Annotated in this window: 14 protein-coding genes; 3 read left to right on the top strand and 11 right to left on the bottom strand. The window is 62.6% G+C overall.

What is annotated here, in order from left to right; all coding sequences use genetic code 11:
* Positions 1-9: 9 nt before the first annotated feature.
* From SB753_RS15665 to SB753_RS15625, 9 genes are all read right to left on the bottom strand, one after another.
* Positions 10-555 carry a DUF488 family protein gene (locus SB753_RS15665; protein ID WP_410800624.1) on the bottom strand — a complete coding sequence of 182 codons (546 nt, stop codon included), beginning with the start codon at positions 553-555 and terminating at the stop codon, positions 10-12.
* Between the two features lie 140 nt (positions 556-695).
* On the bottom strand, positions 696-2,129 hold the full coding sequence (locus SB753_RS15660) for an efflux transporter outer membrane subunit (RefSeq protein WP_410800622.1): 1,434 nt from the start codon (positions 2,127-2,129) through the stop codon (positions 696-698).
* A gap of 10 nt (positions 2,130-2,139) precedes the next feature.
* Positions 2,140-3,711: a DHA2 family efflux MFS transporter permease subunit gene (locus SB753_RS15655; RefSeq protein ID WP_020068135.1), complete on the bottom strand. Its 1,572-nt coding sequence runs from the start codon at positions 3,709-3,711 to the stop codon at positions 2,140-2,142.
* A gap of 6 nt (positions 3,712-3,717) precedes the next feature.
* The gene (locus SB753_RS15650; protein ID WP_410800621.1) at positions 3,718-4,845 is read right to left on the bottom strand and encodes an HlyD family secretion protein; all 1,128 of its coding nucleotides are present in this window, start codon (positions 4,843-4,845) and stop codon (positions 3,718-3,720) included.
* Between the two features lie 110 nt (positions 4,846-4,955).
* Positions 4,956-5,375, bottom strand: coding sequence for a MarR family winged helix-turn-helix transcriptional regulator (locus SB753_RS15645; RefSeq protein WP_288830887.1), 420 nt, complete (start codon positions 5,373-5,375; stop codon positions 4,956-4,958).
* Between the two features lie 86 nt (positions 5,376-5,461).
* Positions 5,462-5,884 carry a MarR family winged helix-turn-helix transcriptional regulator gene (locus SB753_RS15640; RefSeq protein WP_410800619.1) on the bottom strand — a complete coding sequence of 141 codons (423 nt, stop codon included), beginning with the start codon at positions 5,882-5,884 and terminating at the stop codon, positions 5,462-5,464.
* 62 nt (positions 5,885-5,946) lie between these two features.
* A complete protein-coding gene (locus SB753_RS15635; protein ID WP_088175792.1) occupies positions 5,947-6,837 on the bottom strand; it encodes a transglutaminase domain-containing protein in 891 nt (296 codons plus the stop codon).
* Positions 6,834-9,467 (bottom strand): circularly permuted type 2 ATP-grasp protein, encoded by a 2,634-nt coding sequence (locus SB753_RS15630; RefSeq protein WP_204523037.1) that lies wholly within the window; start codon positions 9,465-9,467, stop codon positions 6,834-6,836. The genes SB753_RS15635 and SB753_RS15630 overlap by 4 nt, the downstream gene beginning before the upstream one ends.
* Before the next feature lie 29 nt (positions 9,468-9,496).
* Entirely contained in the window at positions 9,497-12,979 is a 3,483-nt protein-coding gene (locus SB753_RS15625) for a DUF2126 domain-containing protein (protein ID WP_410800617.1), read from the bottom strand.
* 235 nt (positions 12,980-13,214) lie between these two features.
* Between SB753_RS15625 and SB753_RS15620 the strand changes: the two genes are divergently transcribed.
* Complete coding sequence (locus SB753_RS15620) at positions 13,215-14,339, top strand: putative zinc-binding metallopeptidase (RefSeq protein ID WP_088175794.1); 1,125 nt, start codon at positions 13,215-13,217, stop codon at positions 14,337-14,339.
* 148 nt (positions 14,340-14,487) lie between these two features.
* Here SB753_RS15620 and SB753_RS15615 read toward each other — a convergent pair whose 3' ends face one another.
* Complete coding sequence (locus SB753_RS15615) at positions 14,488-14,931, bottom strand: phasin family protein (protein ID WP_088175795.1); 444 nt, start codon at positions 14,929-14,931, stop codon at positions 14,488-14,490.
* Between the two features lie 349 nt (positions 14,932-15,280).
* Between SB753_RS15615 and SB753_RS15610 the strand changes: the two genes are divergently transcribed.
* Together SB753_RS15610 and SB753_RS15605 are read left to right on the top strand one after the other, a co-directional pair.
* Positions 15,281-15,739: a hypothetical protein gene (locus SB753_RS15610; protein ID WP_410800615.1), complete on the top strand. Its 459-nt coding sequence runs from the start codon at positions 15,281-15,283 to the stop codon at positions 15,737-15,739.
* A gap of 549 nt (positions 15,740-16,288) precedes the next feature.
* Complete coding sequence (locus tag SB753_RS15605; RefSeq protein WP_410800613.1) at positions 16,289-17,056, top strand: DUF4410 domain-containing protein; 768 nt, start codon at positions 16,289-16,291, stop codon at positions 17,054-17,056.
* A gap of 115 nt (positions 17,057-17,171) precedes the next feature.
* On the opposite strand, the gene SB753_RS15600 is transcribed toward SB753_RS15605, so the two are convergent.
* Positions 17,172-17,609: a response regulator gene (locus tag SB753_RS15600; RefSeq protein WP_193610990.1), complete on the bottom strand. Its 438-nt coding sequence runs from the start codon at positions 17,607-17,609 to the stop codon at positions 17,172-17,174.
* Positions 17,610-17,690 lie beyond the last annotated feature (81 nt).

Genomic DNA, 17,690 nt, shown 5'->3' with positions numbered 1-17,690 from the left:
CAGTTGGCTTCAATGCGAAGCGGACTGCGCCGGATAGACGAGCAAACCATCGGGCTGCGCGCTCGCACCCGGCGTGATGGTCGCCGGGTTCACGTGATGCGCATCCATGATGTGCATTACGGTTTCACCATGCATCAGCAGATAGTCCGTAATGATGCGCCGGTGACAACGCCACCACACTGCTTCCGAGCACATGATCGCGCAGCGCCTGCGATGTCCGAGTTCGCGAAGTTCTGCCAGGCCCTTTTGAAAAGGGTCCGTCATCGCGTAATCGGCATAGTTTCGAAACGCGGGGTGCGTCCAGTACCCGTTCGGAGACGGACCCTTAACTTTGAGGCGGCCACGACGCCCTCCGAGTTCCGCCAGATGCTGGTACTTGATATGTGCCGGCGCCAGCGACTCCGGCAGCGTATCGCGGTTGAACTGCGGGTTGGTACGAGAACGTGGAATGCTGCGCACGTCGACTAATGTTTCGACTTCCGAAGTATTGAGCAAATCAATCAGTTCGGACAGCGTGCGCGTGGAGTGCCCAATTGTGAAGAACGGCCGTGCCATCATGACCTCGTCGGCTTCGTCGTGTCATCGGATTGTATCGTTACCAAGGCGTAAGCCCACCGCCTTCCCGCCTGCACTTTCGCCACGCATTCTGCATGCCCGCACAACCTCAACCCCCAGCGCACCGGTCACATAGCAGGTCAATTATTCGACGACACTGCCGTCACCGTTTCAGGAACGTCCCAGCCGCCGCCCAGCGAACGATATAAGGCAACGGCGGCAAGCGCATGCTCGCGCCTTGCCTGGTTCAGCGATTCGGCGTCGCGCAAGTACGCCTCCTGCGCAGCGAGGACATCGAGGAAACTGGACGCACCGCCTTTGTAAAGGTCACTCGACAAACGCAACGCCTGATTCGACGCATCCAGCGCGCCGCCGAGGCGCTCGACTTGTACAGCGCCATTCACCAGTTCGCTGCGCGTGTCTTCGATCTCTTTTAGCGCTTGCAGCATCGTCTGTTGCAGGCCAAGTTGCGATTCACGCATGCGGCTTTCGCTCGCATCGATATTGGCGGTGATTCGGCCGGCGTTGAAAATCGGGCTCGTCGCGCTCAATGCGGCGCTAAACAGGTTATCGGTCAGCGTGGGCAGTCCAAGGTACGAAGAGGCCAGCAAACCATCGGCGAGATTCAGCCTGAACTTGGGGTAGCGCTCGGCTTTCGAAACGCCCACTTCTGCGGCGCGCCGCTCGACGGTGGCATACGCGGTGCGCACGTCGGGCCGCTGCAACAATGCTTCTGATGGCAGCACTTGCGGCACTCGTTGTGCAGGCACGGGAATGTCGCGCGCATCGGCGAGCAACAGGCTATCCACGCTCTCCGGTGTGCGTCCCGAGTAAACCGCGATCAGACTCAGTTGATGCTGCACGGCCGTCTGCATGCGTGGAATCTGCGCCTGCAAGTCCTGCAACTGGTTCTGCGCGCGCGCAACGTCGAGTTGTGACGACAGGCCGTAATGCAGACGCTGCTGCGTGAGCTTCAGCGCGCGAGCGCGTATCTGCTCGTTCTCGTTGAGAATCTGCAACTGCGCCTGAGCCCAACGCAGATCGATATAGGCTGCTGCCGCATTGGCGGCGAGCGCAAGCCGTACCTCGTTCAACGCCGACTGCCGGCCCGACACTTGTGCTTGCGCCGCCAGAACGGCCAGACGCTCGCCGCCGAATACATCGGGCGCCCAGCTGGCCGAGAGGCCGGCACCCGCCTGGCGCACGTATCCGAGCGGCGGCGGCGTGTTTTGACGTGAATACGAGGCGTTGGCGCCGGCATTCAACTCAGGGAGCAAGGCAGCGCGATTCTGCGTGACCAGGTCCTGCGCCTGCCTGACGCGCTCCACTGCCGCCTGCACATCGAGATTGCCGCTCAATACCGACTCGACCAGCCGATGCATGACAGGGTCGCCAAACTGGTCCCACCACACGTTGGCACTCACGCTGTCTTGCGGCGCGTCGACGCTCCACGCTTGCGGCGCGAGCGCGCTCACCGTCTGCGGCAGATCCGCGTGCGTCGCCGGCTGTACGGCGCACGCGGCAAGCGCCAACGTTAGAGCGCTTGTCAGTACTTTGAGAGCGGTCGTTTTCATCATCAGGTCCTCAATGAGCATCGGGCGGGGGCGCGGCATTTCCGAATGGGCGCGAGAAAAACACGCTCAGCAAGCCCACGACAAAACACAGCGACACGGCGAGAAAAGTGTCGGAGAAAGTGAGCACCAAGGCTTCTCGCATTAGAACCGCATGCAATGCGCCGAGTCCTGCATTGGCTGCATTCAACGCGTTTCCACCGAGTGCCGCGAAATGCGCGGCTTGCTGTTGCAAGATCGATTCGACTACCGGACGACCCGCCGTCAAGTGTTCGTCGAGCCGCTCGTAGTGCAAATTGAGCCGGTCGTTCAGCATCGTGCTGCTCACTGCAATGCCGATTGCGCCACCCAGATTACGCATCAGATTGAAGAGGCCGCTCGCGGACCGAAGTCGAGACGGCGGTAGTGAGCCGAGCGCCATCGTGACGATTGGGGGAATGCAGAACTGTTGACCGATGCCCCGCAGCGCCTGCGGAATCAGCAACTCCTGCCAGCCCCATTCATGAGTGAGCGGCACATACAGATAACAACCAAGGCCGAACAACACGAGACCAAACACCATCAGGAGGCGCATATCGACAAAGCGCGCGAGCGTCGAGTACGCAACCAGTGCCAGCAACTGGAAACAGCCTACCGACAACAACGCAAGGCCGATCTGCAGCGAGTCGAAACCGCGAACGCGAGACAGGAACACCGGCGTCAGGAAAACAGTGCAGAAGATCCCAATGCCCGTGATAAACGACAGCAAACTGCCGATGCCGAAATTGCGAACCGCCAACGCACGCAAATCGACAATCGGTTCCTTTGCGGTAAACGCATGCACCAGGAAAAGAAATCCGCAAATAGCCGATATCCATGTACACAGAACGATTACGTCGTCGCCGAACCAGTTCTTGCGCGGCCCTTCTTCGAGCACATATTCGAGGCAGCCGAGAAAGCCGGACATGAGCGCTATGCCAAGGTAGTCGCCTTTTTTCAACAGCGACAAATCGGCTTTGTCGACATGCACGTACTTCGGCACCGTCAACGCGACGACAAGACCCGGCGCCAGGTTCAAATAGAACAGCCAATGCCACGACCATTGCGACGTTATCCATCCGCCGATTACAGGCCCCACGGTCGGAGCGAGCGACGCAAGCGCGCCGATCGTGGTCGACGCGATCAGGCGTTGCTTGCCCGGAAACAACACGAATGCCGTCGTAAATACGGTCGGAATCATCGCTGCACCGAGCGCACCTTGCAGGCCGCGAAACAGGATCATCGAATTGATGTCCCATGCGAGTCCGCACAACATGCTCGTGACGGTGAAGCCAAGTGCCGAGAACGCGAACAGCCAGCGCGTGGAAAACACGCGCGTAAGCCAGCCGGACATCGGAATCACGAGAATTTCAGCGATCAGATACGACGTCTGCACCCACGACAGTTCGTCCTGACTAGCGGACAAGCCGCCGCCGATATCCTTGAGCGACGACGCGACGATCTGGATATCAAGCGTCGCCATGAAAAAGCCGAGGCACATCAGCGCGAACGCAAAAACCTTCGTGCGCGTCGGCTGGTCGGCGGGATTCGCGAAAGCGTCGGTCATGATGGTTTATCCGCGAGCCGGTGCGCTCTGAGCACCGGCGTGATCGAGGTGGTCCACGTGGTCGAGGTGAACCTTTACCGTCGCCGAGAGACCGGGACGCAACACGCCTTGCATGTTCTGCGGCACGGCCAGGCGCACTCTCACCGGCACGCGCTGCACGATCTTCGTGAAGTTGCCAGTCGCATTCTCGGCGGGCAGCACACTGAAGGTTGCGCCGGTTGCCGGAGCGAGGCTCTCCACCACGCCGCGAATGCGTGTGCTGGAAGCATCCAGATCGACATCGACCGTGTCGCCGACGCTCATCTTCTTCAACTGGTCTTCCTTGAAGTTCGCGTCGATCCACAATCCGCTCGCGGGCACCACCGTCAGCAGCGAAACGCCGGTGTTTGCGAGCAGTCCGACGCGCGCGGTGCGGTTGCCCACATAGCCGTCGATCGGGGAACGAATGGTGGTGTACTCGACGTTCAACGCCGCCACGCGCTGCGCCGCTTCCGCGGTGGCAATGCGGGCCAGTGCGTCGCCGATCTGCGCGTCGAGCACGGCTATCTGCCGCTGCGCCGCGATCAACGACGCGCCGCTGCGATCCACCGCGGCATGCGCCTTGGTGAGATCCGCATTAGCACGCTCCGCCACCTGATTCGATACCGCGTCGTCTTTCACGAGCTCGCGATAGCGAGCCTGATCCGCTGCGCTGCGCGTCAGTTCTGCACCGTTGGCGCGAACTTCCGCCTTCTGTTCGTCGATCGTGGCAAGCTGCAAGGATTTCTTCGCCTGCAGCTCGGTCACGGCGGCCTGGGCGCTGCGGACCTCTGCCGTGGCTTGCGCGAGGCGTGCGTCGTAGTCCCGCGAGTCCAGCTTCACGAGCACTTGCCCCGCATGCACGAACTGGTTGTCCTTCACCAGCACGTCAGCCACGAAGCCATTCACCTTCGGCGCCATGACCGTGACGTCGCCGCCCACGTAGGCATCGTCCGTCGTTTCGACGAAGCGTCCCACGAAGAACCAGTACGACGCGGCGAGCGCCAGCACGGCAAGCACCGTGATGATCGCGAGCAGCATCCACGGAACGCGCCTGGCCGGTTTGCCGGCCTGCGCGGCGCCCGCTGGCGCAACAGTCGAAGGTGTAGTGGACATGATGGTTATATGTGTGCGTATGCACTGGTGAAGTTGAAAAAATAGCGCCGATTGATGGCGCCCGTTCATTGCGTTGATTGCTACCGGCCGGTCATGGCTCTGTGCTCAATTCACAAGTGGCCGGTGATCGCGAACAATTCGCCGCGCAACGCTTGCGCACGTTGCCCGCCAAAGCTGTGCTCGAATTCAGCCTGCGCGGCGTGCCAGTGCTTACGCCCCGCCTCGAGCAGCGTCTCACCTTCTGGTGTGAGCGTGACCGACAGCGCTCGTGCGTCCGGGCCGTGTGCCTCGCTCAACAGCAGCCCGCTGCGGCGCAGCGGCTGGATCGTGCGGACCAGCGTGGTGCGCTGCATGCGCATGGCTTCAGCCAGTTGCTTCATCGTCATTGGGCCAGTGCGTTTGAGGCGGCCAAGCAAGGAGAACTGTGTGATCGTCAAGCCCACGCTTGCCAGATGGCGGTCGTAGATCTGCGAGACATAACGCGCCGCCTGGCGGATCGCGAAACAATCGTCGTCGAATGGCTCTTCCATCGCTCCAACTCCAATGAGTGCATACGCACACATGTAGATATAAAAAAACTCGCAAACGACAACTATTTGCGAGCCATGCGCCGGCCTTAGCCGGTAATTGTGAACAACTCGGCGCGTAATGCCTTGGCGCGATGGCGTCCGAACTTCTCTTCGAACTCGCTTTGCGCGGCACGCCATGCGATAGCCGCCTGATCGAAAGTCTTCTCGCCTTTCTCCGTCAGGCTGAACAGATACGTTCTGCCGTCGTGTTCAGCCGATTCAGCAACCACCAGCCCGTCTCGTTGCAGCGGTTTCATGGCGCGCACGAGCGTGGTGCGCTCCATCACCATTGCGTCTGCCAGATCCAGGATCGGCAGGTTCGGCGTGCGCGCGAGTTTCGCGAGAATGGTGAATTGCGCTGCCGTGACCCCCACCGTGCTGAGATGGCGCTCGTACAGCTGCGTGATGTGCCGCGCCGCCTGGCGCAGCGCAAAGCAATTGCATTCGTCGTAGGAGAGAGGACGGTTCATGCTTCGCAGTCTAGGTGTGCATATGCACTTCGTCAAGTACTTTTACGCAGCAGAAGCCGGTTTTAAAGCGCAAGAACCGTCACGCCAACTTCGACGCGATGCGCGCCCCCACCGAGGATCATGCCGCGCAATAACGATACGTCGCTGTAATCGCGACCAATAGCGAGCGTGACGTGGTCGGTATCGGCGAGCACGTCGTTGGTTGGGTCAAGGTCGATCCAGCCACTGCCGGGACAATGCACCGACACCCAGGCATGCGACGCATCGGCGCCGATCAGCCGCGGCTGCCCCGCTGGCGGATCATTTCGCAGATAGCCGCTCACGTAGCGCGCGGGCAAACCAAGCGAGCGCAAGCAGCCGATCATCACCTGCGCGAAGTCCTGGCACACGCCGCTCTTCAATTCGAACGCACGCTCGGCCGGCGTATCGAACATGGTCGCCGAAGGCTTGTACGCGAAGTCCTCGTGAATGCGGTGCATCAGATCGATCGCACCAGCGGCAACCGGCGTGCCGGGCGCAAAGCTCGGCAACGCATAATCGCGCAGCGACGGCCGCGGCACGATATTGGGCGACGCGAAACAGAACTCCGCCTCGGCCCGAAACTCTCCGCCCACGCGAAATTCGAGCGCGTCGGCCACTTCTTCCCACGCCGGTGTGGCCTGAGGATCGAGATCCGCCCAGCGCGGCGTGAGCGCCACGGTCGTTTCGCTGACGAGTTGCAGCCGCTCATGCGGCGTGTCGAGCGCGAAATAGAGAACGTCGTTGCCAAACGCATCGATACGGCTATTCAGATACGAAGGCCGCGGTTCGATGCGTTCGTCGTGCGACACGACGCGCTGCCAGGCGCAGACAATGGGCCGGATAGTCGCAAGATGCTGCGCGGTCTCGACATAGGTTGAGTAGTGGTACGTGGTGCGGTGCGAAACCGACAGCACGACGGGCGCGTTTTTCATGACCATACCTGCGAAGCGACCGTGCTGGCGTGGCTGAAATAGCGTGCACTGATTTCATGCGCCGCCGCGCCGACGAACCCGCCGATCTGATCGCATACCGCAGTCAGACTGCAATATCCGCCTTCCCCGTCAACCTCGCACAGCGACGCAAGCGTGGGCAACGACGCGGCAGGCGGCATCAATTCCGCAAACGGACGATGCCGCGTGCTACCCGCAGCCACCGCGATTTCGTCGAGCTTCTTGCGCAACCGCTCGTACACACCATAAATTCCGCGCGGATTGGTCGGCTCGATTACAAGCAGATCGAGCAGAGCCGGCACTTCGAAGCGTCCCGGATAAAGCGAGCGGTAGGTGAGCGTGCTGTCGAACAATTGCAGCAGCAGATCGAAACCGGCCGGCGTTGCCAGTTGGCCTTTGTCGGCGGCTACGCGCACAAACGTGCTCATGGCCGACACGCGTTCGATATGCCGCCCGACGAACAAAAGCCGCCACGCCTCGTCGCGTGTCATACGGTCGCCCTGTGCGCCGCTGATCGCCGACAATTGCACCGACAGCCGTTCGAGCGCGTTCATCAGCGTGACGCGGTCGTAACGGCTGCTGCCATTCGTAGCACGGCCGTTCAGCGCTGCCGGTGGAGAAGCGTCGCTGATACCGGCAGCCGGCATCAGCGTCTGCAACGCGTCGCGGAAGTCGTTGCGCGCGGCGAGAATGATACGCCAATGATCGTTCGACAACCGCCCGCGCACTTCGCCATTCGAGCGAGCCTGACAGTTCAGGTTCTGGCCGATGCTCGCGGCGCCCGTGCTCTCGCTCAGATTGGCGACCAGCGCGCGTTCGAATGCTTGCGGCGTATGCGGCACGGAGATGTCGCCTGCCTGCAGAAGTCCGCAGTGCAGCGCAAGTTCGACGAGCGTCGGGAGCATCGTGTCGGCATCGCTGCCTTCGAGCGAGCCCAGAATGAAGCGCAGCAAACGCACGTTGTTTTCCGCGCGTTCACCGTAACGTCCGGCCCAGAAGAGGTTCTCCGCAGCGCGGCTCGACACGGTGCGATGCTTGCGCGCGAGGTCCGCAGGCTGCATCGGCGAAGGCAGCAGCGTGAAGGTCGACGTGGGCTGGCTGGACAGCACCCACGTGTCGACGCTGCTGCCGCCGTACTGCATGGATACCGTGGCCTGCCGCTCGGCGCCCATGCGTGTGAAGCCGCCAGGCATGACGTGCCAGCCGCCGTTTGCATCGGCGATCGCATACGCGCGCAACACGGAAGGACGCCCGCCAATCGTGCCGTCCTCGTAACGCGGCGTGCAGGAAAGACGCTGCGCCTGCTGGATCGTAAAGTTGCCGGGCGTCGCCTCGATACGCTCACGCCACGCCGACAGCCGCTGTCTGCCCTGCTCGACGCCCGGCGGCGCATCGCGGGCCGCAACCGGCCACGTGGGCACGATGAAGGCTTCTTCGAGATGCGCGAACGCGTGCTCACGCGCCGCCTGTTCGCCGCACCACCAGGTGGCGACACTCGGTAAAACGAGGTCTTCGTCGAACAGCGTTTCGGCTATGCCGGGCAAAAATCCGTGCAAGGCGGGCGACTCGACAAAGCCGGAGCCCGGCACGTTCGAAACGATCACGTTGCCGGCACGCATGACCTGCAGCAGGCCCGGCACGCCGATGGTCGAGTCGGCCCGCAATTCCACGGGATCGCAGAACGCATCGTCCAGACGGCGCAGCACGACATGCACGCGTTCCAGACCGGCGAGCGTCTTCAGATAAAGCATGTCGCCGCGCACCGTGAGGTCCTTGCCTTCCACCAGCGTGACGCCCAGGTAGCGCGCGAGAAACACGTGCTCGAAGTAAGTCTCGCTGAAGGGCCCCGGCGTGAGCAACGCAATATGAGGCGAAGCATCGGCGCGGGGCGAATCGTGACGCATGGTCGCTTGCGCCGCCTGAACCAGCGTTGACATCAACTGCGAATACGTGGGCGCGAGGCGGCTTACATGCATCGAACGGAACGGATCGGCAAACAGCGCCGAAACGATCAGCCGGTTTTCCAGCGCATAGCCGAGACCGGAGGGCGCTTCGGTGCGATGCGCCATCACCGTCCACTCGCCGTTGGGCGCACGCGCGAGGTCCACTGCGACCACTTGCAGGAACTGCCCGCCAGGCGGCGCATAGCCCTTCACGGGGCGCAGATAGCCGGGATGACCGAACACCAGCGCGGGAGGCAACTGTCCGCGCTGGAGCAAGGTTTGCGACCCATAGATGTCGGCGACGATCGCATTGAGCAGATGCGCGCGCTGTATGACGCCTCGCTCGATATGCGCCCACTCGGCTTCGCTGATCAGAAACGGCAGCAGATCGAGCGCCCACGCGCGCGGCTCGCCGTTATCCGCGTACACGTTGTAGCTGATGTCGTTGTCGCGGATCTGCTGCGCAACCGAAGCGCGGTGACCTTCGAGCCGCGCGATGCCGTCTTCGCCGAGCCGCTCGAAGAACTGCCGCCACGGGGCGCGCAGCGCGCCGGACGCGTCGCGCAACTCGTCCCAGTGTCCCTCGTGAGCGGGTAAAAGCCGCAACAGGGACGAAGCGTCCGCGCGGGTCGCGGACGTTTCGAAGGGAAAAGTCGATTGAAAAGCCAAGGTCGTGTCGTTATTGAAGGTGAGCTGTCTTACCAGTAGCGCAGATCGAGCGTGAACGGAAATTCGAGGCTGCGTTGCGGCGCATCGACTGCAAGCGGCCCCGGCGTATGGCCCGACGCGAAGAACCGTGCGCGCCGCCGGCTTTCGGCTTCGTAGGCGTTCACGGGGAACGTCTCGTAGTTGCGCCCGCCCGGATGTGCGACATGATACTGGCATCCGCCCACCGAGCGGCCATTCCATGTATCGACCAGATCAAACGTGAGCGGCGCGTCCACGCCGATGGTCGGATGCAACGCCGAAGGCTGCGACCACGCGCGAAACCGCACGCCCGCCACATATTCGCTGACGCGGCCGGTCGGCTGCAACGGCACGGGCACGCCGTTGACCGTCAGCACATGGCGGTTCTCGTTAAGCCCCAGCGCACGCACCTCGAGACGCTCCACCGACGAATCCACATAACGCACGGTGCCGCCCGGCGAGCCCTCCTCGCCCATCACATGCCATGGTTCGAGCGCATTGCGAATGGTCAGCGATACGCCGCTCACCGTGGTCTCGCCGACCAGCGGAAAGCGGAACTCGAAGTGCGGTGCGAACCAGCTGCTGTCGAACGCGAAACCCGCGCGGTTCAGTTCGTCCAGCACGTCGTCGAAATCCATCTTCACGAAGGTGCCGAGCAGGAACCGGTCATGCAGTTCCGTGCCCCAGCGCGTGAGCCGCTGCGTGTACGGCGTGTGCCAGAAACGGGCGACGAGCGCGCGCAGCAGCAACTGCTGCACGAGGCTCATGCGCGCGTGCGGCGGCATTTCGAAACCGCGCAATTCGAGCAGGCCGAGGCGCCCCGTGGGTCCATCGGGCGAGTACAGCTTGTCGATGCAAAATTCCGCGCGATGCGTATTGCCCGTTACGTCGATCAGAATGTTGCGCAACGAGCGGTCGATCATCCACGCGGGCAGATTCGCACTGTCGCGTCCGCCGAGCAGATCGATCTGCCGCTGCAATTCGCGCAACGCCACTTCGAGTTCATAGACCTGATCGTTGCGCGCTTCGTCGATGCGCGGCGCCTGGCTCGTCGGGCCAATAAAAAGCCCTGAAAACAGGTACGAAAGCGACGGATGGTTATGCCAGTACGCGATCAGACTCGCGAGCAGATCAGGACGCCGCAGGAACGGACTGTCGGCGGGCGTCGCGCCGCCGAGCACGAGGTGATTGCCGCCGCCGGTGCCGGTGTGGCGCCCGTCGGTCATGAACTTCTCGCTGCTCAGATAGCTCTGCGCCGCCGACTGATAAAGATACTCGGTGTGATCGACCAGTTGATCCCAGTCCGCTGCCGGATGAATGTTCACCTCGATCACGCCGGGGTCGGGCGTGACCTGCAACATCTTCAGGCGAGCATCGCGCGGCGGCGGATAGCCTTCGAGCACGACCTGCATGCGCAATTCGGAAGCCGTCGCTTCGACGGCGGCCAGCAGATCGAGATAGTCGTCCAGTTCGGTGAGCGGCGGCATGAACACGTGCAGGAGCGAGCGGCCGCTGCCGAGCCCAGCGGCTTCCGCTTTGGGACCGGCCGCGCGCTTCGGATCGCGCGCCTCGACGCAAATCGCAGTGCGAAGCGTTTCCTTCGACGACTCGCCGCGCGCGGGCGCAACAGACACGCCGGTATCGCCACGCTGAGGCGCATACGCGAGGACGGCACTGCCGGGCATGCCGCTCAACAGATCGCCGGCCGACGACGACAACGCCGCAGCGCGCCGCGCGTCAGCACCCGTCATTTCGTGCCGCTCGCCGTCGTACTGCATGCGCAACTGCGCGGCCGAACGCAACGGCACCGGCGGCGCGAACGGATCGTGTGCGTGCTGATACGGATAGTCGGTCTTCGACACCCACGGCAGCGAATCGAGCGGCAGGCGATAACCCATCGGCGAATCGCCCGGAATCAGATACATGCGTTCGTCGCGAAAGAACCAGCGGCCGCTGACCCACTTCGGCGCCTCGTGCGGCACATCGCGCTCGCGCGCAAGCGGCAGCACATAGCCGGTCGCGCCGCCGAGACCCGCGTCGAACACGCGGCGCAAACGCACGCGCTCGAGTTCGTCGTCGAGTCGCGCATCGAGTGGATCGACATTGACGGGCAGACGCCGCTCGCGCCACAGGTAGTACCAGACATCTTCGAAGCCGGGCAGGATGCAGTCTTCGTCCAGCGACAGCTTCGTGGCGAGGTGCGTGAGAAAGCGCTGCGCGTCGGCGGCCGTGTAGGTGCCGGGCTCGCGTTCGTCGGCGAACAGCTCGGGGTTCTGCCAGCACGGCTCGCCGTCGGCACGCCAGTACAACGACATGGCCCAGCGCGGCAACTGCTCGCCCGGATACCACTTGCCCTGGCCGATATGCAGGAAGCCGTTCGCGCCGTAGCGTGAGCGCAGCTTGTCCATCAACGCGACGGCGTAGCCGCGTTTGGTCGGGCCGAGCGCATCCGTGTTCCATTCGGCGGCGTCGCGGTCGCGCACCGACACGAACGTCGGCTCGCCGCCCATCGTGAGGCGCACGTCCATGTCCACGAGTCGACGGTCGACGTGCGCGCCCATGGCGAGGACGTCGCTCCAGACTTCGTCGCTATAGGGCTTTGTCACGCGCGGCGTTTCGAGCACGCGGCTGATCGACATGGTGTGGCTGAACTCGACCTCGGATTCGTCCACCGCGCCCGAAATCGGCGCGGCGCTGCCGGGTTCCGGTGTGCAGGCGACCGGAATGTGGCCTTCGCCCGCAAGCAGACCCGAAGTCGGGTCGAGCCCGATCCAGCCGGCGCCTGGCAGATAGACCTCGCACCATGCGTGCAGGTCGGTGAAGTCGACTTCAGTGCCGCTCGGGCCGTCGATCGATTTGATATCGGGCGCAAGCTGCAGCAGATAGCCCGACACGAAGCGCGCCGCAAGGCCCAACTGGCGCAACGTCTCGACTAGCAGCCAGCCCGAATCGCGGCACGATCCGGCGGCGCTCACGAGCGTTTCCTCGGGCGTCTGGACGCCGGGCTCCATCCGGATCAGGTAGCGGATTTCGCGTTGCAGCCGCTGATTCAACGCGACCAGGAAGTCCGCGGTCGCGGTCGGCGCGCGGTCGATACTTTCGACGAACTCAGCGAAGCGCGGTGTCATGGGGCGCTTCACGCGATACGGCGCGAGTTCGAGAGCGAGGTCAGGCGAATAGTCGAACGGAAATTTTTCGGCCGACGGCTCGAGAAAGAAATCGAACGGATTGTAGACGGCCATCTCGGCGACCAGATCGACAGTCACCTTGAACTCACGCGTCTTTTCCGGGAAAACGAGCCGCGCCTGATAGTTGGCGAACGCGTCCTGTTGCCAGTTGATGAAGTGCTGAGCCGGCTCGACCCGCATCGAATAAGAAAGGATCGGAGTCCGGCAATGCGGCGCGGGCTTCAGACGCACGACCTGGGGCGACAGCGCAACCAGCCTGTCGTAACGGTAATGTGTGACGTGGTTCAACGCGACGCGTATGGACACACCGGACTCCTGGTCTGTGGTTGGCAGCCCGCCAAAAGCAAGCTTTATGCCGTTCGTCTGAAAGCCGCATGCGGCCACGGTACTGCTGTTGGCAGCGCCGTGCACCAAATAGAGGCGGCGCCGATGCACGATCATGCCCATACTGTGCGTTAAAGCGGTGACGTCTGGCAAATGCGGCATGAACATTGCGCGACGTCCACGCTCCTTACCGTCACTCACCGCTCAGGCTTCGTCCATGAAAACGTTCCACTGCAATCGCTGCTCGCACCTCGTGTTCTTCGAGAACGTCCTGTGCGAGCGCTGCGAGGCGCTACTCGGCTATGTGCCGGAACTGCGTGAGATCAGCGCTTTCGAAGACGCGGGCGAAGGGCGCTGGCGCAGCCTGCACCCGGAAGCGGACGGCGCGCTTTACCGGCAATGCCATAACTACTCCGTTGAAAACGTCTGTAACTGGATGATCCCCGCCGATTCGGAGGACACGTTATGCCAGTCATGCCAGCTGACACACACCATTCCCAATCTCGGCGAGCCCGATAACCGGCTTTACTGGTATCGGCTGGAAGTGGCGAAACGCAGGCTGCTGTACACGCTGGCCGAATTTGGCCTCGATATCGAATCGCGCCAGGAAGATCCCGAGCACGGTCTCGCGTTCGAATTTCTGGAGGACGGCGGCGACGGTTCACGTGTGATGACCGGGCATGACAACGGACTCATCACGCTGAATATCGCCGAGGCCGACGACGCCCACCGCGAAAAAGTGCGCACCGCAATGGGCGAGCCGTACCGCACGCTGCTCGGCCACTTCCGCCACGAAATCGGCCACTACTACTTCAGTCAGCTGGTGGAGAACAACCCGCGTTGGCTCGAACCGTTCCGCAAGCTTTTTGGCGACGAGCGCGCCGATTACGGCGAAGCACTCGACGCATACTATCGCGACGGCGCGCCGGCCGACTGGCAGGCGTCGTACATCAGCGCGTATGCGACGATGCATCCGTGGGAAGACTGGGCGGAAACGTGGGCGCACTACATGTTGATCGTCGACGTGCTGGACACATCGACCTCGTACGGCGTCGCGCTGCTACCTGACGATCCCAGCGAACCGACGCTGACCGACCGCACGCCGGTTGAAGACGCAAGCTTCGATAATCTGATGAAGCGCTGGTATCCGCTCACCTATGCATTGAACAGCCTGAACCGCAGCCTCGGCATGCCGGACGGTTATCCGTTCACTTTGGCCGTGCCCGTAGTGGACAAACTGCGCTTCGTGCATCGCGTGATTGCGGACGCGGGCAATAAATCGTCGACTTCGCAAAGCTCGAAAAGTCCGGCGAAGGAAGCGGCGTCGAAGCAGGCAACGTAGAAGCGTGCGCTGACGCACATTGCGCCGCATTCGGGGCGGTCTCAATACAAGAAAAAGCCGCGAACGGCTCGACGGAATCCGACGGCCATTCGCGGCATTGGCGCTCTGCAACACCTGCCGCAGAGAAGCGATTCAGCACTCGTGCGCGTTACTTCTTCGGCTGTTGCTGTTGCTGTTGCTGTTGCAGAAGCGAGCGCAATTCCTGCACGTTTTCTTCCACGCGCTTGGCGATCACCGCATACGACTCGGCTTGCGTCTGATACGCCGCCTGTGCGAGCTGCTGCATATCCGCGAGCGACTTGTGCAAGCTTTGCTGGATCAGCTCGGCTGTCTTCGCCGAAGGTGTTGAACCGCTCGCCGCCAACTGCCCCGTTAACGACTGCAACTCGGTGAGCGTCGTGCGCAACATCTCGGCCTGTTTCTGCGCGAGCGACTGCATGCCCTGGAACGCTGTCTGATTCGCCTGAACCAGTGCTTCGACGTCCTTGCGCCGTGCTTCCATGATGGCGGGCACGTCGAAACCGGGCAGCTTGAACTGCTCCAGCATTTTGGTGAAATCGCCAAACGGATTGGCGGTATCAGGTCGGTCCATGCGAAATCCTCCTTTACGGTTGAACAATCGCCACCGGCGCCTCGCCGCAAGACTCACGCGATGCAGGCGCCCGCGGTATCCGGTGCGCCGCGCCCCGCCACAGCGTTGCGCGGTTGTGGGGTCGGACGGCACATTGCGTCAATCATGCGCCATCCCACGCTATTGCGCCAGCGCATGCGCCATTCCCGCACGCCGCGCGACGCGAATCGCTCGCCTGGCGAAAGGCATGGGCGCAAGACTTCGTAAGCGTGGAGAAGCCAGTGTGTAACCCGGCACAACGGCGTCTCGTCTATCGTTAGGATGAGTCGGCGCACTGTCGCGCCGGCGCTCTGTCGATAGGAGCGACCTCATGAAAAAACAGATTTTTGGCGCGGCGGTGGCCGCCGTGCTGACCGTGGCCGCAATGGCCGCCTATGCGGAAGACAGCCTGCCGGCGCCGCCTACCTTTCATCATGGCGGAACGCCACATACTGAGGGCGCGCGAGAACCGCATGACGCTATGGGTCCGATGCCTCCCATCGGCCCCGGTTTCGCCGTGATCAACGACCTCGAACAGTTGCGCCGACTGTACGCGCTGAGCGGACGCCCGGGCGACATCGTCGCCGTGTATCACGACGTGCTCAACAGGACGCAGGACCCGATGCTGCGGCACTACGTGTACGACTCGCTCGCCCGCGAACAGTTGAAGCCCGCCAATCCCGACCAGGCGATCGCCACGTTGCGCACGAGCCTGTCGGAAGACCTCGCCGCGGCCAGCAAGCCGCCGCGCATGCCATTCGAAAACGCGCCGCAGACGAAGCCGCAGTAACACTCGCAGCAACGTGATTCCCACTGGAAGCGCTGCCGCGAACAGGCCCTCGCCGACGTTCGTCGCGCAGCGTTAGTTCTCGCACATTGCCGCTCACTGGCCGCTTTTTCGTCTTCCGTCAGGTGATTACGATAAAGGCTGTCTAAACGCCCGTGCGAGTGAAGCATGCGTTATCCAGTCGATGTGGCCGTTGCCGCCGCTTTGCTTGTGTTCGTGCTCTGCTGCATCGTGACGCTTGCGTTGAACTGAACCCTTCTGCACGTTGCGCCGACCATGTCCGCGCGACGCTTCTCAGCTGTCCGCGGCGCATTGCTCCCACGCAAAAACGCCCGCCTGGCGCGTGACATTGCGCGAAATAATTGTTCGATGGAGTTGGGCAAGCGCCTCCCCCATACTTCGTTTCGCTGCCGGTGCGTACGAAACAGAACGCAAGCGATCAAGAGTGCTTTACGTGCGATACCTGTCGCCGATGATCACGATCCCCCGGTTGCCGGTCATCGGAAGACAGGTTCGAACACTACGGCACCGCGTGCCGACAACGAGACAACCATGCTCAATTCAATCAAGCTCATCAAGAAGAACACTGCCCGTGTTGCCTGCATCGCACTTGTCAGCGTCAGCGCGTTGCTGACGGGCTGCGCGGGCGGCAGCGTCACCAATACGAGCGCAGCGACCGTACAGCCGACCGTGCATCCGGACAACATCTACGTCTACACGTTCGATACGCAAGCCGACCAGGTGAAGCTCGACGGCGGCATGCTGCAGAAATTAAAGACGCATATTGGCGGTTCATCTGCGGCGCAAGAGCAATCCAACGACGCAACCGAAGTCCGCGAGCAGGTCGCGAACGAAATCGTGCACCAGTTGCAGTCGATGGGCCTGCGCGCGATCCGCTCCGACATACCCGCACCCGCCGATCAGAATGTGCTGATGGTGCAAGGCAGCTTCGATAAGATCGACGCGGGAAACCGCCGCCGTCGGACACTGATCGGTCTCGGGGCCGGCAAGAGCGAGGTGAGCAGTTCGGTGCAGATCTTCTATAAGCCCGCAGGCGGCGCGCCGCGGCTCGTGCAAACCTTCGACGCAAGCGCGGACAGCGGCAAGACGCCGGGCATGGCCGAGACGGCCGGCGTGGGCGCGGCGGCGGGAGGTATCGTGACGTCGGCGGCCGTGGGCGGCGGTTTGCACGCGGTCTCCGAAACGAAGCGCGCTGGCGTGTCCGCCGACGCAACGCGGCTGGCCGATGCGGTGGCGAAGCAGATCGCGCAGATCGGCGTGAGCGGCGGCTGGCTCTCGAGCAGCCACGTCAAAGGCTGACGAAGGCAGTGCGGCTCGCGCATCAACCGGGCCGCATGAACTGCATGGGCAGCGCTCTCATCTTTATCGGTCGCGCGTCCTCAGAAACCGCCGCGGCCGCCTTCACCAAAGACAATTAATTTGTCTCTCGCCAGAGAATTCGCATCAGCGCAAGCAAAGCGGTCGGCGCGGTGCCCTTCCGGCAGTAGCCGTCGAAATTGTGACGGCCACGCCCGGTCTCCCGCACATGGTCTTCGTCGAGCGAGGTAAACGCGACAATGCCAAGACTCGGTGTGGGCAGATAGGTGCGCAGCGCGCTGGCCGTTTCATAGCCGTCGCGCTCCGGCATCATGATGTCGAGCACCACCACGTCGGGCACCCAATCTTTCACGCAGCGCAGCGCCTCGTTACAACCAATTGCCGCACGCGCTTCCACACCCTCGTACGAAAGATAGGTAGCAAGCGCTTCCGCAGCGCCCGCGTTGTCGTCGACCACGAGGACGCGCGGCACCTCGTGCAATACCCGCACCTGGCGGGCGCTCCATCTCTGGCAGCTACTCGTTGTCTGGGACATGTGTCACGATTTGCAATAAAAAACTATCGCAGCGCAGCAAGTCGCATTCCACGGCGGGCTTGCAGGAAGGTCGTCGCGTCG

Origin of the sequence: Paraburkholderia sp. SIMBA_053, from assembly GCF_046534895.1 — a bacterium.
In the GTDB taxonomy this organism is placed as follows: domain Bacteria; phylum Pseudomonadota; class Gammaproteobacteria; order Burkholderiales; family Burkholderiaceae; genus Paraburkholderia; species Paraburkholderia caledonica.
Note: the sequence above shows the minus strand (reverse complement) of the source record. Positions and strands in the feature narration are given on the sequence as shown.